21 protein-coding genes are annotated in these 24,386 nt (G+C 67.8%); 9 read left to right on the forward strand and 12 right to left on the reverse strand.

Features of this window, described 5'->3' with window-relative positions; all coding sequences use genetic code 11:
* Positions 1 to 5: 5 nt before the first annotated feature.
* Both ACIP5Y_RS10875 and ACIP5Y_RS10880 read right to left on the reverse strand, forming a co-directional pair.
* Positions 6 to 1,067, reverse strand: a complete 1,062-nt coding sequence (locus ACIP5Y_RS10875; protein WP_400351233.1) for a PhoH family protein — start codon at positions 1,065 to 1,067, stop codon at positions 6 to 8.
* A gap of 198 nt (positions 1,068 to 1,265) precedes the next feature.
* Positions 1,266 to 2,153, reverse strand: a complete 888-nt coding sequence (locus ACIP5Y_RS10880) for a LysR family transcriptional regulator (protein WP_400349579.1) — start codon at positions 2,151 to 2,153, stop codon at positions 1,266 to 1,268.
* A 101-nt stretch (positions 2,154 to 2,254) separates the two neighbouring features.
* On the opposite strand from ACIP5Y_RS10880, the gene ACIP5Y_RS10885 reads away from it, so the two are divergent.
* Positions 2,255 to 3,484, forward strand: a complete 1,230-nt coding sequence (locus tag ACIP5Y_RS10885) for an MFS transporter (protein WP_400349580.1) — start codon at positions 2,255 to 2,257, stop codon at positions 3,482 to 3,484.
* 71 nt (positions 3,485 to 3,555) lie between these two features.
* Here ACIP5Y_RS10885 and ACIP5Y_RS10890 read toward each other — a convergent pair whose 3' ends face one another.
* From ACIP5Y_RS10890 to hemW, 6 genes are all read right to left on the reverse strand, one after another.
* On the reverse strand, positions 3,556 to 4,296 hold the full coding sequence (locus ACIP5Y_RS10890) for a 16S rRNA (uracil(1498)-N(3))-methyltransferase (RefSeq protein WP_400349581.1): 741 nt from the start codon (positions 4,294 to 4,296) through the stop codon (positions 3,556 to 3,558).
* A gap of 4 nt (positions 4,297 to 4,300) precedes the next feature.
* Positions 4,301 to 5,455: a molecular chaperone DnaJ gene (gene dnaJ, locus ACIP5Y_RS10895; RefSeq protein WP_400349582.1), complete on the reverse strand. Its 1,155-nt coding sequence runs from the start codon at positions 5,453 to 5,455 to the stop codon at positions 4,301 to 4,303.
* Positions 5,456 to 5,488: 33 nt separating this feature from the next.
* Complete coding sequence (gene hrcA, locus ACIP5Y_RS10900) at positions 5,489 to 6,529, reverse strand: heat-inducible transcriptional repressor HrcA (protein WP_400349583.1); 1,041 nt, start codon at positions 6,527 to 6,529, stop codon at positions 5,489 to 5,491.
* 175 nt (positions 6,530 to 6,704) lie between these two features.
* Entirely contained in the window at positions 6,705 to 7,289 is a 585-nt protein-coding gene (locus tag ACIP5Y_RS10905) for a thioredoxin family protein (RefSeq protein WP_400349584.1), read from the reverse strand.
* 26 nt (positions 7,290 to 7,315) lie between these two features.
* Complete coding sequence (locus ACIP5Y_RS10910) at positions 7,316 to 8,461, reverse strand: epoxide hydrolase family protein (RefSeq protein WP_400349585.1); 1,146 nt, start codon at positions 8,459 to 8,461, stop codon at positions 7,316 to 7,318.
* A gap of 295 nt (positions 8,462 to 8,756) precedes the next feature.
* The gene (gene hemW / locus ACIP5Y_RS10915; RefSeq protein ID WP_400351234.1) at positions 8,757 to 9,950 is read right to left on the reverse strand and encodes a radical SAM family heme chaperone HemW; all 1,194 of its coding nucleotides are present in this window, start codon (positions 9,948 to 9,950) and stop codon (positions 8,757 to 8,759) included.
* A gap of 213 nt (positions 9,951 to 10,163) precedes the next feature.
* Here hemW and ACIP5Y_RS10920 point away from each other — a divergent pair, with 213 nt between their 5' ends.
* From ACIP5Y_RS10920 to ACIP5Y_RS10955, 8 genes are all read left to right on the forward strand, one after another.
* The gene (locus ACIP5Y_RS10920) at positions 10,164 to 10,256 is read left to right on the forward strand and encodes an Ms4527A family Cys-rich leader peptide (protein ID WP_373281383.1); all 93 of its coding nucleotides are present in this window, start codon (positions 10,164 to 10,166) and stop codon (positions 10,254 to 10,256) included.
* Between the two features lie 115 nt (positions 10,257 to 10,371).
* Entirely contained in the window at positions 10,372 to 12,162 is a 1,791-nt protein-coding gene (locus ACIP5Y_RS10925) for a nitrite/sulfite reductase (protein WP_400349586.1), read from the forward strand.
* 15 nt (positions 12,163 to 12,177) lie between these two features.
* Positions 12,178 to 12,888, forward strand: a complete 711-nt coding sequence (locus tag ACIP5Y_RS10930) for a phosphoadenylyl-sulfate reductase (protein WP_400349587.1) — start codon at positions 12,178 to 12,180, stop codon at positions 12,886 to 12,888.
* Positions 12,885 to 13,826, forward strand: a complete 942-nt coding sequence (cysD, locus tag ACIP5Y_RS10935) for a sulfate adenylyltransferase subunit CysD (protein WP_400349588.1) — start codon at positions 12,885 to 12,887, stop codon at positions 13,824 to 13,826. Before ACIP5Y_RS10930 ends, cysD begins: the two co-directional genes overlap by 4 nt.
* Positions 13,826 to 15,115, forward strand: a complete 1,290-nt coding sequence (locus tag ACIP5Y_RS10940; protein WP_400349589.1) for a sulfate adenylyltransferase subunit 1 — start codon at positions 13,826 to 13,828, stop codon at positions 15,113 to 15,115. Before cysD ends, ACIP5Y_RS10940 begins: the two co-directional genes overlap by 1 nt.
* A gap of 193 nt (positions 15,116 to 15,308) precedes the next feature.
* Positions 15,309 to 16,052 (forward strand): sirohydrochlorin chelatase, encoded by a 744-nt coding sequence (locus tag ACIP5Y_RS10945; RefSeq protein WP_400351235.1) that lies wholly within the window; start codon positions 15,309 to 15,311, stop codon positions 16,050 to 16,052.
* A 112-nt stretch (positions 16,053 to 16,164) separates the two neighbouring features.
* Positions 16,165 to 16,815: an HAD family hydrolase gene (locus ACIP5Y_RS10950; protein ID WP_400349590.1), complete on the forward strand. Its 651-nt coding sequence runs from the start codon at positions 16,165 to 16,167 to the stop codon at positions 16,813 to 16,815.
* A gap of 117 nt (positions 16,816 to 16,932) precedes the next feature.
* Positions 16,933 to 17,712 carry a DUF4190 domain-containing protein gene (locus ACIP5Y_RS10955; protein ID WP_400349591.1) on the forward strand — a complete coding sequence of 260 codons (780 nt, stop codon included), beginning with the start codon at positions 16,933 to 16,935 and terminating at the stop codon, positions 17,710 to 17,712.
* Between the two features lie 3 nt (positions 17,713 to 17,715).
* Here ACIP5Y_RS10955 and ACIP5Y_RS10960 read toward each other — a convergent pair whose 3' ends face one another.
* From ACIP5Y_RS10960 to ACIP5Y_RS10975, 4 genes are all read right to left on the reverse strand, one after another.
* Positions 17,716 to 18,423, reverse strand: a complete 708-nt coding sequence (locus ACIP5Y_RS10960; protein ID WP_400349592.1) for a TIGR00266 family protein — start codon at positions 18,421 to 18,423, stop codon at positions 17,716 to 17,718.
* A gap of 335 nt (positions 18,424 to 18,758) precedes the next feature.
* A complete protein-coding gene (locus ACIP5Y_RS10965) occupies positions 18,759 to 20,975 on the reverse strand; it encodes an Hsp70 family protein (protein ID WP_400349593.1) in 2,217 nt (738 codons plus the stop codon).
* Between the two features lie 552 nt (positions 20,976 to 21,527).
* Entirely contained in the window at positions 21,528 to 23,114 is a 1,587-nt protein-coding gene (locus tag ACIP5Y_RS10970) for an FAD-dependent oxidoreductase (protein WP_400349594.1), read from the reverse strand.
* An 18-nt stretch (positions 23,115 to 23,132) separates the two neighbouring features.
* Complete coding sequence (locus tag ACIP5Y_RS10975) at positions 23,133 to 24,143, reverse strand: diiron oxygenase (RefSeq protein ID WP_400349595.1); 1,011 nt, start codon at positions 24,141 to 24,143, stop codon at positions 23,133 to 23,135.
* Positions 24,144 to 24,386 lie beyond the last annotated feature (243 nt).

The following is a 24,386-nucleotide window of genomic DNA, read 5'->3' on the forward strand; positions in this document are numbered from 1 at the left end:
CGAGTTCAGTGCCGCTCCCCCCGGCTCGCGGCACGCCGCTGCGCACGATTGCCCGGATAGTGCACCGCGGCCGGTGGCCGCGACTCGTTCTCGAACCGGTCGTAGGCGTCCACGATCTCCCCGACCAACCGGTGCCGCACCACATCCGCGCTGGTGAGCACGGAGATATGGATATCGTCGATATCGGTGAGGATCTCGGTCGCCGCCCGCAGACCGGACCGCGAATTGTTCGGCAGATCGACCTGGGTGACGTCACCGGTCACCACGATCTTCGAACCGAACCCCAAGCGGGTCAGGAACATCTTCATCTGCTCGGCCGTGGTGTTCTGCGCCTCGTCGAGAATGATGAACGAATCGTTCAGCGTGCGACCACGCATGTACGCCAGCGGCGCGACCTCGATGACACCGGCCGCCATGAGCTTCGGGATCGCCTCCGGATCCATCATGTCGTGCAGGGCGTCGTACAAGGGCCGCAGATACGGGTCGATCTTGTCGTTGAGCGTGCCGGGCAGGAAGCCCAGGCGCTCACCGGCTTCCACCGCCGGACGCGTCAGGATGATGCGATTGACCTGCTTGGTCTGCAAGGCCTGCACGGCCTTCGCCATGGCCAGATACGTCTTACCGGTACCCGCCGGACCCACACCGAACACGATGGTGTGCGAGTCGATGGCGTCGACATAGCGCTTCTGATTCAGCGTCTTGGGCCGGATGGTCTTACCGCGCCGGGACAGGATGTCCAGGCTCAGCACCTCCGCCGGGGAATCCGAGGAACCCTCGGTGAGCATCGAATACGTGTGCCGCACCGCCTCCGGGGTGACCACGCGATTGCGCGCGGTCAACGCCACCAGCTGGGCCACAACACGTTCCGCCAGCGCCACATCGGCGGGCTTGCCGGTAAGGGTGACGGAATTGCCGCGCACATGAATGTCGGCATCGAGAAGCCGCTCGAGTTCACGCAGGTTCTCGTCAGCCGAACCCAGGAATCCGAATACCGACTCCGGTGCCAATTCGATGCTGGAACGAACGGTCCGCCCTGCCGGTCCGGACCCGTTGCCGCCGGCCCCGATGCCGGCAGTGGGTGTGTTCTGATCGCCGATCTCGCCTGCGTTTCTCAAAAGTGGCTATAGCCTGCTTTCCGGTCTCGAACCTCACGTCGTTGACCAAAGTTTACCGCCGACGTCCGACACCGCCCAGTGAATAGACGGCTACCAGCAGGTGTGACGCCGGACTGCCGCAGCGCTGCGGCCAGCGCGTTACTCGACGGCCTACTCGACGGCCCAGTCGAAGGCGAAATCCCGGAAACGCCGCACGACCTCGCCGTGTACCGCGGTCGAAGACCAGATCAGGCCGACCGCACGGGTCGCGCCCGGGTCCGCAAGCGGCACCAGGACCGGGCCCGGCTGCGGGCCGCGCAGCGGCGGTTCCTCCGCGGGCAGAATCGCGACACCCAATCCGGCGGCCACCAGACCCGCCACCGTAACCAGATCACTCGATTCGAAGACGACACGAGGGCGGAAATCGGCTGCGGCACAAAGGTCGTCGAGGATGCGGCGCATGCCGAAACCCGGGTGCAGGGCGATGAAATCGGCCTCGGCGACCTCGGACAGACGGACCTGACGCCGCGCGACCAAGCGATGCTCGGCCGGGACCGCCAAGGCCAGGCGCTGCCGCAGCAGCGTGCGCCAGCCCAGGCCGGGAGCAGCGGGTTTGGGGGAAACCAGGCCGAGATCGCTGGTGCCGTCGAGGACATGCGCGGCCACCATTTCCGCGGCGCCCTGATCAAGGATGAAGGTGATGTGGGCGGACGTGCGGCGGAAGCCCGCCACCAATTCGGGAATCAGGCGGGCGCCGAAGGAATGCAGGAAGGAGAGCCGGACCACCCCCTTCGCCGGGTTTGCCAGGTCGGCCAATTCCCTTGCGGCAGCATCCAGTTCGGCCTGCGCGCGGCGGGCGTGGTCATAGTAGACGCGACCGAAATCATTGAGCGTCAGGCGTTTTCCGTGCCGGTCGAAAAGCCGCACGCCCAGGCGGTGTTCCAGACGGGCCAGCATGCGGGACAGGGTGGGCTGGGTCAGGTGCAGGCGGTCGGCGGCCGCGCCGACGCGTTCCAGCTCCGCGAGGGTGGTGAACCAGTGCAGATCGTCACTCGCCATGGCCTGCCTCCCGACCGGTAGCTCAGCTAATGCAGTAATCGCATCAACTATCCGGTTATTATGCATTTCCTTTCGTAGCGGGCGCGAACCATGCTCGGAACGTGAGCACAGCAGCGGTCATCGCACCCCCGGACACCACCAGCCACGAGCGCCGCATCACCATCGCCCTCTTCGCCGCCGGACTGACCACTTTCGCGTCCATGTACAGCGCGCAGGCCCTGCTGCCCAGCCTCTCCGCCGCCTTCGACGCGACACCCGCGCATGCGGCGCTGGCGGTCTCCCTGACCACCGGACTGCTGGCCGTGGCGATCATTCCGATGAGCGTGCTGTCCAATCGGTTCGGGCGGACCCGCATGATGATCGGCTCGGCGGTGACCGCCTGTGTCATCGGACTGCTGCTGCCGTTCAGCCCCAGCCTGGACGTACTGCTCGCCGGGCGGGCGATCCAAGGGATCACGCTGGCCGGGGTGCCCGCCGTGGCCATGGCCTACCTGGCGGAGGAGATCGGGGCGAACGGGCTCGGGACCGCGATGGGCATCTACATCGCGGGCAATACCGTCGGCGGACTGGGCGGGCGGCTGATCCCGGCCTTCACCCTGGAGGTGGCGTCCTGGCGCTGGGGCGAGGCCATGGTGGGCCTCGCGTCGGCGGGGTGCGCGGTGATCTTCGTCAAGATGCTGCCGCCGTCCCGGAACTTCGCGCCGCGGCCGCTCGATCTGCGCACGCTGACAAGGGATTTCGCGGGTCACCTGCACCACCGCATCCTGTTGCCGCTGTTCGCGCTGGCCTTCGTCGCCATGGGCAGCTTCGTCTCGATCTACAACTTCCTCGGCTACCGGCTCACCCGCCAGCCGTTCGGATTGTCCGACGCCACTGTGGGATTGATCTTCATCCTGTACCTGGCCGGCACCTTCACCTCCGCCGCGGCCGGACGGCTGACGGCCCGCTTCGGCCGCAATCGCGTCCTGGTCGCCGGCATCGCCACCATGGCCGCGGGCCTGCTGCTCACCCTCCCCGACCAGCTCTTCGTCATCCTCTTCGGCGTACTGCTCTGCACCGCTGGCTTCTTCGCAGTCCACTCCATCGCCAGCGGCTGGGTCGGCGCCGCCGCCGAAGGCAATCGCGCCGCCGCCTCCTCGCTCTACCTCTTCGCCTACTACATGGGCAGCTCGATCGCCGGCGGCGCAGCCGGTTTCGCCTTCGGCCGCTTCGGCTGGGCCGGACTCACGACCTACGTAGGCGCACTGATCCTGATCGCCGCCGCACTGGTGGCAGCCCTCGCGACCCGATCCCGCCGGATCACCACAGCCGACCGGCAGGTACACGCCTGACCGCCGGTGGCCACGGCGCACCGCAGGATTCCCAGCACGGCAGAGTTCTCACCGGCGCAGGCCGGGCGCTCTCACCAGCGCGCGGTCAGGGCGCCGAGCGCTCCCAGCGCGACGGCCGCCGCGGTCGAGGTGCGAAGCACCGTCGGGCCGAGGAGGACGATGTCCGCGCCCGCTTCGGACAGGGCGGCGAGTTCGGAGTCGTCGAGGCCTCCTTCGGGGCCGACGATGAGCACCACTTCGGGAGCGCCTTCGAAAGGCAGCTCGGTGAAACGGGATTCGCCCGATTCGTGCAGGGCGGCGACCACTGCGCCGTTGGCCTTCGCGGCCCGTACCAGGTCGACCAGTTCCCGGGTGCTGTGCAGCTCGGCCACATCCGGGATGTAGGGGCGGCGGGATTGGCGGGCGGCCTGTTTGGCGGCGGCGCGCCATTTGTCGACGCCCTTGCGGGCCTTGGCCTCCCAGTTGGAGACGCAGCGGGACGCCTGCCAGGGGACGATGGCGTCGGCGCCGGCCTCCGTCATCAACTCGACCGCCAGTTCGGAGCGGTCGGACTTGGGGAGGGCCTGGACCACGGTCACCTGAGGGGTGGCGGGGGTGGCGACCCGGCGGTCCAGGACCTTCAGTTCGAGGCGATCCTTGTGCGCCACCGTCACTTCCGAGGCGGCCAGGATGCCGTGGCCGTCGGAGAGGGTGATGGGTTCTCCGACCCGGATGCGGCGGACGGTGGCCGCGTGCCGGCCCTCCGGTCCGTCGAGCACGGCGGTGTCCCCGGGTTCGGGGACCTCGTCGAGGTAGAAGACGGTGGCGGCCAACGGGTCAGCGTCCGCTGAAGGAGGCGCGCAGGCGGGCGAACAGGCCGCTGTTGTGCTCGGACTGGGCGGTCAGCACCTCGGTGCGTTCATTGGCGCGCAGGCCCTTGTACTTCTGCAGCAGGTCCGTCTGCTTGGAGTCCAGCTTGCTGGGCACCACGATGTCCAGGTGCGCGATCAGGTCACCGCGCGAGCTGACCCGCAGCTTCGGCATGCCGTGCCCGCGCAGCACCGACGCCTCGCCGGGCTGGGTGCCCGCCGGGATCGTGAGCTCGACCGGCCCGTCCAGGATGGTGTCGACGACCACCGTGGTGCCGAGCGCCGCGTCCACCATGGGCACGCGAATCGTGCAGTGCAGGTCGTCGCCGTCGCGGACGAAGGTGTCGTGCGGCTGCTCGACGATCTCCACGTACAGGTCACCGGCCGGGCCACCGCCCGGGCCCACCTCGCCCTGCGCGGCCAGCCGCACCCGCATGCCATTGGCCACACCGGCCGGAATCGGCGCGGCGATCTCGCGGCGGGCGCGCACCCGGCCGTCGCCGCCGCACTTGCGGCAGGGATCGGGGATGACCTCGCCCGCGCCACGGCAGGTGGGGCAGGGCCGGGAAGTCATGACCTGGCCCAGGAAGGACCGCTGCACACTCTGCACTTCACCCGCGCCACCACAGGTTTCACAGCGCACCGGCTTGGAGTTGCCGTTGGTGCCGGAACCCTGGCACAGATCACAGAGCACGGCCGTGTCGACGGTCAGGTGCTTGGTGACGCCGACCGCGCACTCCTGCAGCGAGAGCCGGGTGCGCAACAGCGAATCCGCGCCGGGCTGCACGCGCCCGCGCGGCTTGCGCGGGTTGGCGCCGCTCATCCCGCCGAAGAAGGCCTCGAACACGTCGCCGAGCCCGCCGAAGCCGGCGCCGGAGAAACCGCCGCCCATGCCGCCCGCGCCGGATTCCAGCGGGTCACCGCCGAGATCGACGATGCGCCGCTTCTCCGGGTCCGACAGCACCTCGTAGGCCGCCGACACCTCCCGGAACTTCTCCTGCGCCTCCGGTTCCGGATTGACGTCGGGATGCAGTTCACGCGCCAACTTGCGATAGGCGCGCTTGATCTCCTGGTCGGTCGCGTTACGTGCGACGCCGAGCAGTCCGTAATAGTCCCGTGCCACTGCGCTCTCTAGTCCTGTTTCGTCTCCGCTTGCTCACCGTTCGGCGAGCACCTCACCGATGTACCGGGCGACGGCCGCAACCGAGGCAATGGTGCCCGGATAGTCCATGCGGGTCGGCCCCAACACCCCCATGCCACCCAGAACGGTACCGGGCATCCCGTAACCGGTGGACACCACGGCCGTCCCGCGCATCTGCTCGACCTTCGTCTCCTCGCCGATCTGCACGGTCACGGTACCCGGCTGCTGTGCCGCTGCCAGCAGCTTCAGCACGATCACCTGCTCTTCGAGCGCCTCCAGCACCGAGCGCAGCGAACCCGGGAAACCGTTGCCGGCGAAATCCGAGGCGCTGCGGGTGAGGTTGGCGGTGCCGCCGAGTACGAGCCGTTCCTCCGGATGCTCGACGAGGGTTTCCACCAGCACGGTCGAGACCCGGATCAGCACCTCGCGCAGCCGCGCGGGCGAATGTTCGGGCAGTTCGGCGACCGAGGCCGAGGCCATGGCCAGCCGCTTACCGTCCATGGCCTTGCCGAGCATGGCGCGCAGGACGGCGAGGTCTTCTTCGGTGATCAGATTGCCCAGATCCACCAGGCGCTGTTCGACCCGTCCGGTGTCGGTGATCACCACCAGCAGCAGTCGCGCCGGATTGAGGGCCACCACTTCGATGTGCCGGACGGTCGACGCCGAGACGGTCGGGTACTGGACCATGGCGACCTGGCGGGTGAGCTGGGCCAGCAGGCGGACGCCGCGGCGCAGGACGTCGTCGAGGTCGACGCCGCTCTCCAGGAACTCCATGATCGCCCGGCGTTCGGCGTTGGAAAGCGGCTTCACTTCGGAGATGTGGTCGACGAACTGCCGGTAGCCCTTGTCGGTGGGGATGCGGCCCGAGGAGGTGTGCGGCTGGGCGATGTAGCCCTCGGCCTCCAGCACCGCCATATCGTTGCGGACGGTCGCGCTGGAGACTCCTAGATTGTGGCGCTCCACCAGGGTTTTCGAACCGATCGGTTCCTTGGTGGATATGTAGTCCGCGACGATCGCGCGCAGGACCTCGAGCCGCCGTTGTTCCGTGGTCGACATGGGGCCTACCTCCTGGTTCGTCTCCGGGTACGTGCGGATGCCACCAGTTCGCCGGCGCTGTACACAACCGGTTCACCGACGGGCAACGGCCACGCGGATTCCCGGACATCCGAAAACCAGTTTAGTTGCCTGTCGGCATATTGCCTGCGAGCCGGTCCCGGGCCGCGGTCCGCCGTCAGATGAGGAGGCCGGAACCACCGGGCTCATTGCCCGGCTTCCATTTGATGGAGCAGCCGATGCTCGGGGTGTGCGGTTCCGGTACCGGTCGCCCGGCCAGCACCAGATCGAAGGCGGCCCGCAGGGTCGCGCCATCGGAGCGGACCTCGTTTCGCGGTCGCGCGGCATCGAATTCGCCGCGATAGGCCAGACGGCGGTCCGCGTCGTAGAGGAACAGATCGGGAGTGCAGGCGGCCCGGTACGCGCGAGCGATCTCCTGCGCATCGTCGATCACGTACGGAAAAGCGAAGTCCGCGCGGCGCATCTGCTCGCGCAGGTGCGGGGCATCGTCCTCCGGATAGCTCACCATGTCGTTACTGCTGATGCCGACGGTGGCCAGACCCCGCGCCCGCAATTCGGAAGTGACTGCGCCGAGCGACCTTTCGATACGCCGCACATACGGGCAGTGATTGGACAGGAACACCACCAGCAGGGCCGGCGCCCCCGCGAATCCGTCCAGGGACACCTTGCTGCCGTCCACCGCGGGCAGCGTGAATTCCGGTGCGGGCGTGCCGATCGGAACCATGAACGATGCGAGCGCCATACCCCCATTCTCCGCCGCGCGCAGGGTCAGCCGAGCAGTTCGGCGAAGAAGGCGCGGATATCGGTGACCAGCAGGTCCGGGGTCTGCATGGCGGCGAAATGCCCGCCCGTGTCGAAGTCGGTCCAGCGCACGATGGTGTTCATCTGCTCGGCATACCGGCGGATGGCGACGTCCTCGGCGAAATTGGCGACGGCCGTGGGCGTGGTCGAGAGGGTCGGCAGCGCCGGCGAGTGCAAGGTCTCGAAATACAGCTGGGCGGAGGAGCCGCCGGTATTGGTGAACCAGTACACGGAGATGTTCGCCAGCATCTGGTCCCGATCGACCCGATCTTCCAGCGCGCCTTGACTTCCCGTCCAATCATGGAACTTCTCGGTGATCCAGGCCAGCTGCCCGGCCGGCGAATCGGCAAGCGCGAAGCCGAGCGTATGCGGACGGGTGCCCTGGATCTGGAAGTAGCCGCCGCCATCGGTGAGAAAGGCGCCCAGGCGCGCCAGGCTCTTTCGCTCCCGCACGGTGAGCGTCGCGGCGGTCTCCTCCGGAACATGGCCGTAGGGAATGAAACCCATGGTGGCGGCATTCACGTGCACGCCGACGACCCGTCCGGCATCCACCCGGCCCAGATCCGGTCCGATGAACGCGCCGAAATCGCCGCCCTGCACGCCGTAGCGCGGATAGCCCAGGCGGCGCATGAGTTCCGCGTAGGCGCGGGCGATGCGCATGCTGTCCCAGCCCGGGGCCGTCACCGGGCCGGAGAACCCGAAATTGGGGTGCGACGGGATGATCAGGTCGAAGGCCGGGCCGCCCGACTCCGGATCGGTGAGCGGCTCGATGACCTCCAGGAATTCGACCACCGACCCCGGCCAGCCGTGCAACAGCAGCAGCGGGAACGGATTCAGCTTCCGGGATCTGATGTGCAGGAAGTGGATCCGCGCACCGTCGATGACGGTGGTGTACTGCGAATAGGAGTTGAGCCGCTGCTCCCACCAGCGCCAATCGAAGCGCGCGGCCCAGTGGGCGGACAGCTCCCGGAGCGGGTCGACGGGCACGCCGCGGGTCCACCCGGCCCCGGGAATCTGTGCGGGCCAGCGGGTTTCGCCCAGTCGCCGGCGCAGGTCACGAAGCTGCGCCTCGGGCACCTCGACCTGATACGGGACGATGTCCTCGTCGAACATGGCGAATCCTCGCGAGCGGGGCGCACAGGACGCCGGGGTGGGCTGTTCGGTGCAGCGTAGGACACACTCGCCGCACGAACGGCCCAATCACGGCGCGTACGGGCGCGGTGCGGTGGCGCGCCTCGGCAGAATCCGGCGCAAAGCGCGAAAACGCCCCTGCGGCAGCACTGAATCGGCAAGAAAACGCCGGATCACCGCCGGACTGCCGGACGCCTGCCGAAACTGCCCGATTCAGCCCAGCGGATGGTGCGGGAGCCGGAGCGAGACCACCCATCCGAAGCCGTGGTTGCCGGGCTCAGCCGAGGAGGGTGCGTACGACGCCGTCCGCCAGCAAGCGGCCGCGCTCGGTCAGCACCAACCGGTCGCCCTGCTGCACGGCCAGGCCGTCTGCGAGCACGCCCGCCGCGGCCTCGCGACCGGCGGCATCGAGGTCGGCCAGCGGCAGGCCGGTGCGGAGGCGGACCGTGAGCATTACGCGTTCGGTGTATTGCTCGTCGGCGGTGAGGGCCTCCCAGCCGGCGGCGGGCAGGCCGCCCAGGGTGACCCGATCCGCATAGCGCGCAGGGTGTTTCACATTCCACCAGCGGACGCCGCCGATATGGCTGTGCGCGCCCGGGCCGGCGCCGAGCCAGTCGCCGCCGTCCCAGTAGCCGAGGTTGTGGCGGCAGCGGGCGGCATCGTTCGCGGCCCAGTTGGAGACCTCGTACCAGTGCAGGCCCGCGGCGGACAGGCGGTTGTCGATGCGTTCGTAGCGGGCGGCCAGGACGTCGTCGTCGGGGGCGGGGAGTTCACCGCGCCGCACTCGCCGGGCCAGTGCGGTGCCGTCCTCGACGATCAGCGAGTACGCGGAGACATGATCGACGCCGGCCGAGAGCACGGCGTCCAGGCTCTTGTCGAGATCGGCGTCGGTCTCGCCCGGCGTCCCGTAGATGAGGTCCAGGTTCACGTGCTCGAAGCCGGCGGCCCGGGCTTCCTGCGCGGCGGTCACGGCCCGGCCCGGGGTGTGGGTGCGGTCGAGGATCTTCAGCACGTGTGCGGCCGCGGACTGCATGCCCAGCGAGACCCGGGTGAATCCGCCCGCGAGCAGGCGTTCGAAGAATTCCGGTGAGGTGGATTCCGGATTCGATTCGGTGGTGACCTCGGCGCCGGGGGCCAGGGTGAAGTTGTCGCGGATGGCGCTCAGCACGTTCGCGAGACCGTCGCCACCCAGCAGGGAGGGGGTGCCGCCGCCCACGAAGATCGTTTCGACCTCCGGCGTCGAGGTCGGGAAGGTCGCGAATTGTTCGGCGGCAGTGGACAATTCGCCGCGCAGCGCCTCGAACCAGGATTGCGGGGAGGCCGAGGTACCCAGCTCACCCGCCGTATAGGTGTTGAAATCGCAGTATCCGCAGCGGGTCGCGCAGAAGGGCACGTGGATGTAGATCCCGAAGGCCCCGCCTCCGAAGTCACGCAGCGCCGGCACCAGCGATTCGTCGGTGGCGGGGGCGATTGCGGCGGCGGAGTCGGTCACCTATTCAGTGTGACCGGTCGCGCGGGTCACACCGCACGCACCGTCCGTAGGTCAACTGCCCAAGATCGGAACCGGCTTGATCTATGACGGTTGTCACAAACCGGATGATATATCCAGGGGATTTCCCGCAAAAGCGCGGAAAATCTCGTCCGACGGTCGGAACGACCCGTCTGACGTGGCACAATAAGCGACATGACTGGACTTGGAGTACGACTCGTGGCGCGTCGCCATGTCGACTTCAAGCGCGTCTGCAGCGCGAGCTGTCTGCCGGACTGCCTCCGGTAGATCGGCTCCCCCTTCCCGGAATCCGGCGTGTTCTGACGCCGTAAGAGCCGGTTCTGATCTCGGAGGCGAGAGCCAGCCCCTCCCGCCTGCCCGCAAGACCCTCAGGAGCGACCCCATGACGTCGAGCACCGACGCCAACAGTTCCGAATCCACTCGCCCCGCCCGGCCCGAACGGCCCGCCGTGGAACGACGTGTGCGTCCGGACCGTCCGCGTTCGGAAGCGCCCGTCGCGCCGCGCGAGCGCACCGCGCGGCCGGTGAAGCGCAAGTCGGAGGGTCAGTGGGCGCTCGGCTACCGGGAACCACTGAACGCGAACGAGCAGAGCAAGAAGGACGACAACCCGCTCAACGTGCGCGCGCGCATCGAGAACATCTACTCGAAGCAGGGTTTCGACTCCATCGACAAGAGCGATCTGCGCGGCCGCATGCGCTGGTGGGGTCTCTACACCCAGCGCGAACAGGGCTACGACGGCACCTTCACCGGCGACGAGAACATCGACATCCTCGAGGCCCGCTACTTCATGATGCGGGTGCGCTGCGACGCCGGCGCGCTGAACCTGAAGCAGCTGCGGGCCATTGCCGGCATCTCCACCGAATTCGGCCGCGACACCGCCGATCTCTCGGACCGCGAGAATGTGCAGTACCACTGGATCGAGATCGAGAACGTGCCGGAGATCTGGCGGCGGCTCGAAGAGGTCGGCCTGCAGACCACCGAGGCGTGCGGCGACTGCCCGCGTGTGGTGCTCGGCTCGCCGCTGGCCGGTGAGTCGCTGCACGAGATCCTCGATCCGACACCGGCCATCGACGAGATCGTGAAGCGCTACATCGGCAAGAAGGAATACTCCAACCTGCCGCGCAAGTTCAAGACCGCCATCTCGGGCCAGCAGGATGTGGTGCACGAGATCAACGACGTCGCCTTCGTCGGCGTCGAGCATCCCGAACACGGTCCGGGCCTGGATCTCTGGGTCGGCGGCGGCCTGTCCACCAACCCGATGCTGGCCCAGCGGCTGGGCGCATGGGTGCCGCTGGACGAGGTGCCGGATGTGTGGGAAGCGGTCGTCTCGCTGTTCCGCGATTACGGTTACCGCCGCCTGCGCACCAAGGCCCGCCTCAAGTTCCTCGTGAAGGACTGGGGTGTCGAGAAGTTCCGTCAGGTGCTCGAGGACGAGTACCTGAAGCGCAAGCTGATCGACGGCCCCGCGCCCGAGCAGCCGGCCCGCCCGATCGATCACATCGGCGTGCAGAAGCTGCGCAACGGCCTCAATGCCGTCGGCTTCTCCCCCATCGCCGGTCGCGTCTCGGGCACCATCCTGACGCAGGCCGCGGACGCCGTGGAGCGGGCCGGGTCGGATCGGGTGCGCTTCACCCCGTACCAGAAGTTCATCGTGCTCGACGTGCCCGACGACAAGGTCGAGCAGCTGATCGAGGAGCTGACGCCGCTCGGCCTGCAGGCCCGCCCGTCGCATTGGCGGCGAAACCTGCTGGCGTGCAGCGGTATCGAGTTCTGCAAGCTGTCGTTCGTGGAGACCCGCAAGCGGTCGCAGGTGCTGGCGCCCGAGCTGGAGCAGCGGCTCGCGGATATCAATGCCGACCTGGATGTGCCGATCACCATCAATATCAACGGCTGCCCGAACTCGTGCGGCCGGTCCCAGATCGCCGACATCGGCTTCAAGGGCCAGCTCGTCGACGACGGCGACGGGAATCAGGTGGAGGGCTTCCAGGTTCATCTCGGTGGCAGCCTCGGACTCGACAGCGCCTTCGGGCGAAAACTGCGTCAGCACAAGGTGACCAGTGACGAGCTCGGCGACTACATCGAGCGTGTGGTGCGCAACTTCATCAAGAACCGTGACGGTGAAGAGCGTTTCGCACAGTGGGCTGTTCGCGCCGACGAAGCAGATCTTCGGTAGTTGGGAGAAACGTCAATGACTACAACGAAACTCGCTGAGGCCGAGCTGCGGGCGATCGCCGAGAAGGGCGCCGCCGAGCTGGGCACCGATGCCACCGCGCAGGAACTGCTGCAGTGGACCGAGGACAACTTCGGCTCGAATTACATTGTGGCGTCGAACATGCAGGACGCCGTGCTGGTGCAGCTGGCCGCGCAGGTGAAGCCCGGCGTGGACGTGCTGTTCCTCGATACCGGCTACCACTTCGCGGAGACCATCGGCACGCGGGACGCGGTCGAGCTGGTGTACGGCGTGAACATCGTGAACGTGACGCCGGAAAACACTGTGCCGGAACAGGATCAGCTGCTCGGCAAGGATCTGTTCGCCCGGGACGCCGCCGAATGCTGCCGCCTGCGCAAGGTGGTCCCGTTGCAGAAGTCCCTCGCCGGATACAACGCCTGGGTCACGGGCATCCGCCGGGTGGAGGCGCCGACTCGCGCCAACGCGCCCCTCATCTCCTTCGACGAGGGCTTCGGCCTGGTGAAGATCAATCCGATCGCCGCCTGGTCCGATGACGAGATGGCCGCCTACATCGAGGCCAATGGCATTCTCGTCAATCCCCTTGTGGAAGAGGGCTATCCCTCGATCGGTTGCGCTCCGTGCACACGGAAGCCGGAACCGGGATCCGATCCGCGATCCGGCCGCTGGGCCGGGCTCGCCAAGACCGAATGCGGGTTGCACGCGTCATGACCACTTTCGAAACCGAAACCGATCTCGAGGAGTTCGCCTCGCTCCGGGAATTCGACACTCTGGCCGCGCTGGAATCCGAGTCCATCCACATCTTCCGTGAGGTGGCGGGCGAGTTCGAGCGGCCCGTGATCCTGTTCTCGGGCGGCAAGGACTCCACCGTGCTGCTGCACCTGGCGATCAAGGCCTTCTGGCCCGCGCCGCTGCCGTTCGCGCTGCTGCACGTGGACACCGGGCACAACCTGCCCGAGGTCCTCGAATTCCGGGACAAGGTGGTCGAGAAGTACGGGCTGCGACTGCATGTCGCGTCGGTGGAGGACTACCTCGCCGACGGCCGGCTGCAGGAGCGCCCGGACGGCATCCGCAATCCGCTGCAGACCGTGCCGCTGCTGGACGCCATCAACGAGAACCGCTTCGACGCGGTCTTCGGCGGCGGCCGCCGCGACGAGGAGCGCTCGCGCGCCAAGGAGCGGATCTTCTCGCTGCGCGACGCGTTCGGACGCTGGGATCCCAAGCGGCAGCGGCCGGAACTGTGGAACCTGTACAACGGCCGGCACGCGCCCGGCGAGCATGTGCGGGTGTTCCCGATCTCCAACTGGACCGAGCTGGACATCTGGCGGTACATCGCCCGCGAGGACGTCGAACTGGCCAGCATCTACTACGCGCACGAGCGCCCGGTCTACCAGCGCGACGGCATGTGGATGACCCCCGGCTCCTGGGGCGGGCCGGCGGATCACGAAGAGCTGCTGACCAAGTCGGTGCGCTACCGCACCGTCGGCGACGGATCCACCACCGGCGCAATTCTTTCCGAGGCCGCCGACAACGAGGCGATCCTCGCCGAGGTTGCGGCATCCCGCCTCACCGAACGTGGCGCCACCCGCGGCGACGACCGAGTTTCCGAAGCGGCGATGGAAGACCGCAAGCGAGAGGGTTATTTCTGATGTCCGACCTCCTTCGACTCGCCACCGCCGGCAGCGTCGACGACGGCAAGTCCACCTTGGTCGGACGGTTGCTGTACGACACGAAATCCGTACTCGCGGACCAGATCGACGCGGTCACCCGCGCCTCGGTCGACAAGGGGCTGTCCACGCCCGACCTGTCACTGCTGGTCGACGGGCTGCGCGCGGAACGGGAACAGGGCATCACCATCGACGTGGCGTACCGCTACTTCGCCACGCCCAAGCGGTCTTTCGTGCTCGCCGACACCCCGGGGCACGTGCAGTACACGCGGAACACGGTGTCCGGCGCGTCCACCGCGCAGCTGGTGATCCTGCTCGTGGACGCCCGCAAGGGTGTCATCGAGCAGACCCGCCGGCATGCGGCAGTCATGGCGCTGCTGGGGGTGCCGAAGCTGGTGCTCGCGGTCAACAAGATCGATCTGGTCGATGACCCGGCCGGCGTGTTCGACAAGGTCCGCAGCGAATTCGCCGAGCTGACAGCCAAACTCGGCTGGGCGCCCGGCGACGTGCAGGAGATCCCGGTCTCCGCGCTGCACGGCGACAATGTGGCCTCGCGCTCCGCGAACACCCCGTACTACGACGGGCCGTCGCTCATCGAGCACCTGGAAGCGGTGCCGGTGGACGCGGACGTGCACGGCCGCCACCAGGTGGGGCTGCGCTTCCCGGTGCAGTACGTGATCCGCCCGCGCACCGCCGAACACCCCGACTATCGCGGGTACGCCGGGCAGGTCGCGGCCGGAGTGGTCAGCAAGGGCGACGAGGTCGTGGTGCTGCCCTCCGGCACCCGGACCACCGTCGAGCGCATCGACACTCCCGACGGCGAACTCGCCTCGGCACAGCCCGGCCGTAGCGTCACCCTGATCCTCGCCGACGACGTCGACGTCTCCCGCGGTGATGTGATCGCGGCCGTCTCCGGCGCCCCCGAGCCGATCGAGGCCTTCGACGCCACCGTCTGCTGGCTCGGCGACAAGCCCCTGCGCCCCGGCGCCCGCCTGCTCCTCAAGCACGGCACCCGCACCACCCAGGCCATCGTCGGCGCCCTCATCGAGCGCTTCGACGAACAGCACCTGTCCTCGGACCCGAGCCCGGAATCCCTGTCCCTCAACGACATCGGCCGCATCTCGATCCGCGTCGCCGACCCCATCGTGGCCGACGACTACAGCATCAACCGCCACACCGGCTCCTTCCTCCTCATCGACCCCGCGGGCGGCAACACCCTGGCCGCCGGCCTGGTCGGCGACGCCCTCACCGCGGTAGAAGTCGGAGCCTGACGTGACCCCGCCCGGCAGCGCAGCTGTTCCGGCCGCCCTGCCGGGCCGCCCCACGCCCCACCCCGGATCCCCTGCACCGCAGAGTTTCCCGACCGGCACCGGCGGTGGACAGATCGCACGCCGATCCGCCGGCAGCACACCGGCATTGCTCGCGGTAGCCCACGGCAGCCGCGACCCACGATCGGCGGCAACGATGCACGCGGTGGTCGAGCAGATCGCCGCGGCGCGACCGGACCTGGATGTCCGCCTCGCCTTCCTGGACCTGAGCGCACCACCGGTCGATCAGGTGATGGATGCCATTGCCGCCGAAGGACATTCGCACGCGGTGGTAGTTCCCCTACTGCTGGGCAGCGCCTTCCACGCCCGCGTGGACCTACCGGGCCTGCTCGACGCGGCCCACACCCGCCATCCGCGCTTGCACCTGACCCAGGCCGATGTCCTGGGTACCGATGCGCGCCTCATCAACGCCCTTCGCGACCGCATCCACACCGCCCGAGCCGGTGTGCAGACCCTCCCGCCCGCATCGCTCATCGCCTCGGCGAACCGAAACGGCGGTGCTCCGGGAGCGATGCCGGAGTCGTCCCGGTCGCTCGGCATTGCCGTAGCGGCGGTCGGCTCCTCTTCCGCGGCGGCCAATGCCCGTACCGCCGAGGTAGCGCGGCGACTCACGGCGCTCACCGGGTGGAAGACCGAAATCTGCTTTGCCACAACCGAACCCACAGTTGCCGAAGCAGTAGCACGGCTACGGGCACGTGGTGCAGAGGAAGTGCTTGTCGCACCCTGGTTCCTTGCGCCCGGACTCCTGACCGATCGCCTGATCGCAACGACGCCGGACGTGGTGCATGCCGACGCACTGGGCCCCCACCCGGCATTGACCGATATCGCCCTGGACCGCTATCACACCGCCGTCAGCACAACCCTCAGCTTGTCGGCCTGACCGCTGCCATTCGCCGAGTGGCACCTGAGGTACGCGACACGCCGATGGCGGCGTTCCTCATGTGCCACTCGGGGTTGGGTGGGGGGTGGGGGTGGGTGGATAGGGTGGGGTGGTGATCAAGGTTGTGGTGTTCGATGTGGGGGAGACGCTGGTTGATGAGACTCGGATCTGGTGCCGGTGGGCCGATCGGATCGGGGTGCCTCGGTTTGCGTTGCTCGGGGTCATCGGGGGGATGGCGGGGGCCGGGCGGCCGTTGACGGAGGCGTTCGGGCTGGTGCGGCCGGGGTTGGATCTGGCGGCCGAGGATCGGGCTTGGGCGGCGGAGGAGCCGGGGAGTTTGCGGAACAACTTCGATGGGGATGATCTCTATCCGGATGTGCGGGGTGGGCTGGCGGAGTTGCGGGGGCGGGGGCTCGGCGTGATCATCGCGGGAAATCAACCGCCGCAGGCCAAGTCGGCGCTGGAGCGGATGGGGCTGCCGGTCGATGCCATCTACACCTCGGCCGAATGGGGGCTGGAGAAGCCGGATCCGGCGTTCTTCGACAAGGTCGTGGAGGTCGCGGGGGTGGGGGCCGCCGAGATCGCTTATGTCGGGGATCGGGTCGACAATGACGTGCTGACCGCGCGGGCGGCGGGCATGCTGCCCATCCTGATTCGGCGCGGGCCCTGGGGCTATCTGGGCTCGGAACACCCCGATGCGGCCCGCGCGACCGTGGTGGACAGCATCCTCGAACTGCCCGACCTGCTGGCGCCGGTCCGCTAGCGCGGCACGCCGGGCGCGGCCCGCGCACAAACCCCTTGATGATCTTCGAGCGGATACGCTCAGCAGGCCGTATCGCAGTCCGACCGACCCTGCCGGGTACGACACCAGGGGGAATACATGGATCCGAATCAGCCGCCCGCATGGCCTGGTGGCCAGTCGCCGGGCCAGACACCCGCGCAGCCCGCGTGGCCCAGTGGGCAACCGGGTCAGCCGCAGGCGTGGCCGGGGAGTCAGCCGCCGGGGTGGTATCCGCCGATGGGCGGGGCGCCCGGGTATCCGATGCAGCAGCCGCCGCAGGGCACCACCAATGGGTTCGCGATCGCGGCGTTCATTACCGGTCTGCTCGGTATGTGCTTGCTGGCCTTGCCGTTCGGGTTCGTAGCGCTGTCGCAGATCAAGCAGCGGGGGCAGCAGGGGCGGGGGCTGGCCATTGCGGGGATGGTGATCTCCGTGGCGTGGCTGGTTTTCGGGGTACTGATCGGGGTTGTCGCGGCGGTGACCGACCACTCGTCGAGTACCGGTTCGGGGGTGTATCCGTCGGCCGATCCCACGGGGACGACCGGGTACACCTTGTTGCGGAATCTGAAGACCGGGGACTGTGTGAACGGGGTCGGGGTCGGGACGCGGATCAAGGGCGCGACCGTGGTCGATTGCGCGCAACCGCACGACGGCGAGGTGCTCACCACCTTCCGCCTGCCCACCTACGACAGCGACCAGGCGGCGCGCGACTACGCCGAAACACAGTGCAGCCAGCCGTTCGACCAGCTGAACCGGGACGATCTCAAACTCTTCTGGTATCGCCCCGAGACCAGCACCGACTGGGCGCAGGACGGGTCGGTGCAGTGCATTGTCCGGAATGCGCAGGGCGGCAAGCTGACCGGGAAGGTCACGCGCTGACGGTCAGCGTTGCGGCGGCTCGTTCTCACCCACCGGCAGGTACGGGATGAGGGCGTGCGCGAGGTTCGTGATCGTCAAGGACTGCAACCACACTCGGCCCGGGCCGGTGAGCGCCGCCAGGAACAGGCCATCGCCGCCGAACAGCACATTGCGGACACCGCGCATGATGGTGATGTCGAATCGCACCGAGGCATCGAACAATCCGACATGACCGGGGTGCACGCGCAGGGTTTCGCCCGGCGCGAGATCGTATTGGATGACCTCGCCGGACAACTCGACCCAGACATAACCGGAACCGGAGATCTTCTGCAGGGTGAAGCCGGTGCCGCCGAATATCCCGGCGCCGAGCCGCCGCTGGAAACTCAGGCTGACGCGGACATCACCTGCGCCGCAGAGGAATCCGTGGCGATGCACCATGTACTCGACACCGGGCTCGACCCGCATGGGCAGGATCTGACCGGGCAGTTTGGCCGCGAACGAGACCCGTCCGGGCTGCCGGGCCGCCGTGTACTCGGTCATGAACAGGCCCGCGCCCGCCAAGGCACGCCGCACCGCACCGAAGACGCCACCGGCCGCGCCGCGCGTGGAGGTGTGCAATCGGATCGAATCGGTCATCCAGGAGAGCTGCCCCGCCTCCGCGATCAAGCTGTCCCCCGGCTCGAGCGAAACCTCGAGCACCGGCATGGTGGTGCCTCTGATTCTGGCGTCCATTTCCTGTGCCCTCCTGTCGGTTCCGATGCTCAGGGGTGATCCCCGCACGGGCGACGAACCCCGATTTCGACAGTACCGCCGTACAACCGCGCACCGGCGCGCCAGATTCATGACACATCAAACGCGATGACGTCTTCCCGCCGGCTCCGACCGCGGGCATGACCGTGCCCACCGCCGCGCTGGGCACGAGAAAGGCGCGAGGGTGGGCCGGTCATTTCGACGCCGGGGTGGGGGCGGGGTGCAGGTCCGCGCTCCCACCCACGTCGCCGCTCCGGGGGCCGGAGGCGGTTGCGAGGAGGAGGGTCGCGCAACCACGTCCGGCGCCGGTGGCGGGGCTAGCGGTGACCGCCGCCTCCGCCTCCCCTGCCGCCGAATCCGCCACCGTGGGATGCGCCACCCGAGGTGCCGCCGGCGGAGAAGCCGCCAGGAGAAGATTTGCCGCCCGCGGGGGCGCCGCCGTTGGCCGCACCTCCGCCGATGGAATTGCCGCCGGTGCCACCACCATTCGCAGCGCCGCCACCATTGGCAGTGCCACCACCGTTCGCAGCGCCGCCACCATTGGCTGTACCACCACCGTTCGCAGTACCACCGCCATTCGCGGTACCACCACCATTCGCGGTACCACCACCATTGGCAGTGCCACCACCGTTCGCAGTGCCACCACCATTGGCTGTACCACCGCCATTCGCGGTACCACCGCCGTTCGCGGTACCACCGCCGTTCGCGGTACCACCGCCATTCGCGGTACCACCGCCGTTCGCAGTGCCACCACCATCAGTGGTGCCACCGCCGGTGGTGCTGCCGCCGGAAGTTGTTCCGCCGCCGGTGGTTCCGCCGGGATTCGAACCGCCGGCGGGGGCGCCTCCGGCGTCGCCGGCGGGGGCGGTTCCGCCTCCGGCATTGCCGCCGGCCGCGTTGCCGCCCGGGTTCGCGCCGCCACCCGTGGTGGAGCTGGCCGGGTCGCCGGTGGTCGCGCCGCCCGAAGCCGTTCCGCCGTTGGCCGTGCCGCCATTTGCGGTGCCGCCGTTGGCTGTTCCGCCGTTGGTGGTGCCGCTGTTGTCGGCGGCACCGTTGGGGCCTCCACCCTTGGTTCCACCCGCTGGTGCGGCCGGATTGCCGGGTTGGGTTGCGCCCGGGGCGTTTCCAGCGGGTTGGGGGGCGGCGGATACGGGTTGGGACGGGTTGGCGAGGCCGGGGAGGCTTACCGAGGGGAGCTGGCCGGGGAGGGCGGTGAAGGGGTAGGAGGCGTTCACCTGGAAGGGGATCGGGTTCACGAATTCGGCGGGGTTGGCGTAAGGGGTTGGGCAGCGGTCCCATCGGTCGGTGGGACCGGTGGACGGGTGGACGGGGGCGACGGGTCGGCCGGAGGACCAGTTCGGGGTGACGGTCGGTGCGATCGGCCCGTAGTTGCTGAGCATCGACACCGCGGCGACGGCGCGCACACCGGTGCCGCCGGTATTGCCGTCGTCGTAGAGCAGGACATCACCGCCGCCCGTGCTCAGGCCGATTCCGGCGCCGATGCCCGCCCCGGCGCCGGCGGCATCGGCCGGTTCGGGGTTGGCCTGCAGAGCCGAGGGTCCGGCGACGGGTCCGCCGAGCACGGTGGCGGCGGACATGGCCAGCGCGGAAGCCACTGCCGCGCTGGAGATTACGGCGGCTCGCGGCGCGTATCGGACGATGGCCGAGCCGGTGTCGGCGCTGCGGTAGGCGGCGATGGCCGCGCCGACGGCCACGGTGTGCGCGGGATCGGGCGACATGACGACCGGTCGTTCCAGCTCGGCGAGCGCCTTGCCCACTTCGGCGGGCCGGGACGCGCCGCCGATGAGCAGCACCCGGTCGATATCGGCGAGTGCGAGGCCGGCGCGGTGGACACACGAGCGGACCAAGCGTAGCGAGTTGTGAATATGCCAGGTGCGCAGGCGATTCGTATCGGCGGCGGGCACCACGGCGGATACCGCCTGCGCCGAATCGGGTGCGAGGCTGCGGGCATATCGGGCGAGCAGGGCGCCGAGCGGCCGTCCGCCGTACTCGTGTGAGCGTTCGGCGCGACCGAGTATGCCGCGTTCGTCGCGGTCGGCCTCGGTGCGCACCACGGCGACGTCGAGGCTGTTGCCGCCCAGGTCGTAGACGAGGGTCAAACCGTTGGTGGAGATGCCGTATTCGGCGTCGAGCCATTCGACGGCGGCGACGGGCTCGGGCATGAGGGTGACGTCCGCGGCGCCGGACCAGTCGAGGGCCCGCCGCAATCGAGTGACGTGTTTGTCCGAATAACAAGCGGGATAAGTGGTTACGGCGGGCGCTTCCGGGGCATTTGCGGCAATAAGCCCATTTACCACCGCCGCAATGAGATCCGCGGGCGACCAGATGCGGCCTCCCATGACCACGGGGTCGGGTTCGGCCGTGAGATCGGCGAAATCCGTGACCACCGGCGCGAATCGGGGAATTCCCCCGATATGCGGACCGCCGGCGCTGTCGAAGGTGACAGCCGTGCGCCGGACACGCACGGCAGGCCGGTTCCGATCACCGGCCGAGGTCGCCCATACAGAGTTCACTGTGCCGATGCTCATACCAAAGCCAACTGTCATTGCTATCCCGTCAACGCACCGAGACCACGGCCCCACAGGCGTACCAACCATGTGGTCGCGGTCGTTTTCCAAACAGCGCGTTCAGGTTAGCTGGCGTTTGCGGGACTTGAATATCGATTCGGGAGAAAAGATTTCGCGTCCAGTAGCGAAGTTGGCGAATCTACTGGTCAGGCAACTAATACATCAAGATCGAATCCGACTGCGCGACAAAAACAACCGAACAGTCTTTCTTTGCAGCTACGGCACAGCGAATTGCTAATACATACCAACCGGTCGTCGACGAGTGTCCGAAAAATAAAACCGCAACGTCAGTTCAGAAGTGCAGAAGGTCGATCACTGGTCGGTTGCTGCCCTCGAGATCCCCACCCCGGAAGACTCGCCGTCCGTGATTCGCAATGAATTCAGCTCTACTACAGGAGATGTCGTCCCGAGCAAACGTGGCATTACAACTCGCACAACACACACGAAAGCCGCCGCACACGGAAGGGGGTTCGCGTGCGACGGCCTCCGCCGGTAGCGCTACCGGCTCCGTACCAGTAGCGGTAGCCTGCGCCGCGTGCGATTGACGGCGCCGCCGCGGATCACCTGCGGCTGGCGAGCACCGACCAGTCGGTCGAAATCGCCTGCACTGCGGGCCGGCTGAGCCAGCCGCCCGGCGTTGAAATCATCGACCAGCTGACGCACCGTCTGCTGCGCGCACGACTTATTGGTACCGATGAACCCGGTCGGCCCCCGCTTGATCCACCCGGTCACATACGTACCGGGCACCACCGCGCCGCCCGACTCCTCCAGCACCCGCCCATCGAAGTTCGGCACGATGCCGGTCTGCTCGTCGAACGGCACCCCCGGCAGCGCCACTCCGCGATAGCCGACCGACGTCAGCACCAGACCGGCCGGCAGCGTCCGCACATCCTCGGTCGCGACCGCGTGCACCACACCGTTGTCACCGGTGACGAGCTCATTGCGCACCACCTCGACCCCGGTCACCCGATCCACACCGGTGAACGACACCGGAGACGTCAGGTACCGCAGCACGATCCGCTTGCGCCCGCCGGTCGGCCGATCGGCCGGCCCGCGCAGCAGCTTCAGCTTGTGCTCGACCTTCTGCGACATGCCCGGAACCGGTTCGGGCACCTCGCCTTCCACCACGATGTCCACATCCGCGCCCAGCAGGCCGATGAACTCCGGCACCGTGAAGGCCGATTCCGCGGGACCGCGACGGCCCAGAATGACCACTTCCCGAATCCGGCTGCGCCGCAACGCCGCCAGCGCCCGCGGCGAAACATCCGTTCCGGCAAGCAATTCCGGATCGGTGGTGAGGATCCGCGCCACGTCGAGCGCCACATTGCCGTTGCCGACGATGACGGCCCGCTCGTGCGAGAGGTCGAAGAACCGGCCCACCTGATCCGGATGCCCGTTGTACCAGGCCACGAATTCGGTGGCGGAGACGCTGCCGGGCAGACCCTCACCGCGGACGCCGAGCTTCCGATCCGACGACGCGCCCACCGCGTAGATCACCGCGTGATGCGCCGCCAGCAGCTCGTCATGCGAAATCTGATCGCCCACAGTCACATTCAGATACGACCCGAATCCGGGCTGCGCCGAGATGACATCGAACAGCTCGCTCACCTGACGCGTCCGGGTGTGATCCGGCGCCACACCGAAACGGGCCAGCCCGTACGGCATGCTCAACCGATCGAACACCGTCACGGAAACGACGGGCTGCGTGAGCAATTCGTCCGCCGCGTACATGGCCGACGGTCCCGAGCCGACGATCGCCACCCGCAGCGGCTCCCGCCCGCGCTTGACCTCCGCCACCGGAATCGGCTGCGCCAGCAGCGGACGCGGCCGCTCGGCGCGGTAGAAGTCGGCATTGATCTCGATGAACGGCAGCTGCTCGTCCGTCAGCTTCTTGGTCGACACGATGGCGTCGACCGGGCAGGCGGTGGCACAGGCTCCGCAGTCCACGCACGCCTGCGGATCGACGTAGAGCATCTCCGCGCTCAGGAAATCGGGCTCGTCCGGCGTGGGGTGGATGCAGTTGACCGGGCAGGCGTAGACGCAGGAGGCGTCACTGCAGCAGGACTGGGTGACAACGTACGGCACTGTACGAATCCCCTTCCGTCAGGCGATCTTGGTCTTGGCGGCGCGAATCGGCTCCGAACGGTAGCGCGAGGCCGGGCCGTCGATGCCGAGGATCTTCCACACGCGCTTGGAGATCGGGTTCATCAGGCCGATTTCCTGAGCCAGCGCACGCACATCGATGAAGTAATCGCTGAAGACTTTCTTGGCGTCGGGCGAGCCGTAGAACAGCTCCTTGCGCACCGACTCCGGAATATCGAACTCGCGGAAGAACTTCCTCGGCGGCGTCGCGATGGAGCGACCCAGGATGAACATGACGATCGGCATGGCGATCGACAGCACGAACCGCTGCGGCAACTGCTGTTCCGGCACATGGTGCTTCAGGAACTCGTGCGCGAAGGAGATGTGGCGCGCCTCCTCGGCGACGTGGATCGACATGACGCCGCGCATGATCGGGTGCACCTCCTCACCCGAGCGCAGGATCTGCTTCTGGATGTGGTCGATCGGCTCCTCGCCGGCGAGCACGGCCATGAAGAACAGGTTGGGGAACATGATCGCGATCGGGACGCCGAGGAAGCGCAGCTGCCGCACGAGCGGACCCATGCCGGGTACGTCGGCGCCGATGCGGTTCACCATCTCCTGGAACATCAGGGTGTGGTTGAGTTCCTCGGCCATCTCGTGGGTGCAGTAGCGGAATTCCGCGTCACCGTTGGGCAGCGAGAAGGTGTGGTTGATCATGCCGCTGACGAGGATGGACTCGAACTGCAGGCCGACCTTGGCGATATTGGCCTGGCGGTATTTGCCGAGTTCGATCTGCTTCTCGACCGGGAGCGACTGATACCACTCGTGGCGGCCCAGCGGGTCGGCGGATTCGGGGAGAATCCAGCGTTCGGGGCGCGAGTCGGCATCGAAGTCGGGGTTGTCCCAGTCGATGTCCTCGTAGGGATCGAAGTGCTTGTTGACCGAGCCTTCGGACAGCAGCAGCAGCTTGTCGGCGTACTCCTGAGCTTCGGCAACCACGGGGTCGTCGATCGGCGTCGAGGTCGGAGACATCGTCGTCACCCTCCAGTCAGTGGCGTTTTATCTGTGTCCAATGGTTACACCAAACCGGAGTTACGTCAACAACTGCTTGCAACATGCTTGCACGAGCCAGCACCCCGTACCGCCCGTCAACGGGCAGAACCGGCCGGTAACCGACCGAGATATACGAAAGGCGCCCCCGAACCCCGAAGAGAGTGGGTTCGGGGGCGCTGCCCTCCGACAGTCTGTCTATCGCCGCACGCACCGATTCCGTGA

It is taken from the genome of Nocardia sp. NPDC088792 (assembly GCF_044750615.1).
GTDB lineage: Bacteria > Actinomycetota > Actinomycetes > Mycobacteriales > Mycobacteriaceae > Nocardia.

Coding starts and splice junctions, on each gene's coding strand:
- ACIP5Y_RS10880 (WP_400349579.1), bottom strand. CDS start 2,153: ATGGCGAGTGACGATCTGCACTGGTTCACCACCCTCGCGGAGCTGGAA.
- hrcA (WP_400349583.1), bottom strand. CDS start 6,529: ATGTCGACCACGGAACAACGGCGGCTCGAGGTCCTGCGCGCGATCGTC.
- ACIP5Y_RS10905 (WP_400349584.1), bottom strand. CDS start 7,289: ATGGCGCTCGCATCGTTCATGGTTCCGATCGGCACGCCCGCACCGGAA.
- ACIP5Y_RS10910 (WP_400349585.1), bottom strand. CDS start 8,461: ATGTTCGACGAGGACATCGTCCCGTATCAGGTCGAGGTGCCCGAGGCG.
- ACIP5Y_RS10920 (WP_373281383.1), top strand. CDS start 10,164: ATGACTGGACTTGGAGTACGACTCGTGGCGCGTCGCCATGTCGACTTC.
- ACIP5Y_RS10925 (WP_400349586.1), top strand. CDS start 10,372: ATGACGTCGAGCACCGACGCCAACAGTTCCGAATCCACTCGCCCCGCC.
- ACIP5Y_RS10930 (WP_400349587.1), top strand. CDS start 12,178: ATGACTACAACGAAACTCGCTGAGGCCGAGCTGCGGGCGATCGCCGAG.
- cysD (WP_400349588.1), top strand. CDS start 12,885: ATGACCACTTTCGAAACCGAAACCGATCTCGAGGAGTTCGCCTCGCTC.
- ACIP5Y_RS10940 (WP_400349589.1), top strand. CDS start 13,826: ATGTCCGACCTCCTTCGACTCGCCACCGCCGGCAGCGTCGACGACGGC.
- ACIP5Y_RS10945 (WP_400351235.1), top strand. CDS start 15,309: ATGCACGCGGTGGTCGAGCAGATCGCCGCGGCGCGACCGGACCTGGAT.
- ACIP5Y_RS10955 (WP_400349591.1), top strand. CDS start 16,933: ATGGATCCGAATCAGCCGCCCGCATGGCCTGGTGGCCAGTCGCCGGGC.
- ACIP5Y_RS10960 (WP_400349592.1), bottom strand. CDS start 18,423: ATGGACGCCAGAATCAGAGGCACCACCATGCCGGTGCTCGAGGTTTCG.
- ACIP5Y_RS10975 (WP_400349595.1), bottom strand. CDS start 24,143: ATGTCTCCGACCTCGACGCCGATCGACGACCCCGTGGTTGCCGAAGCT.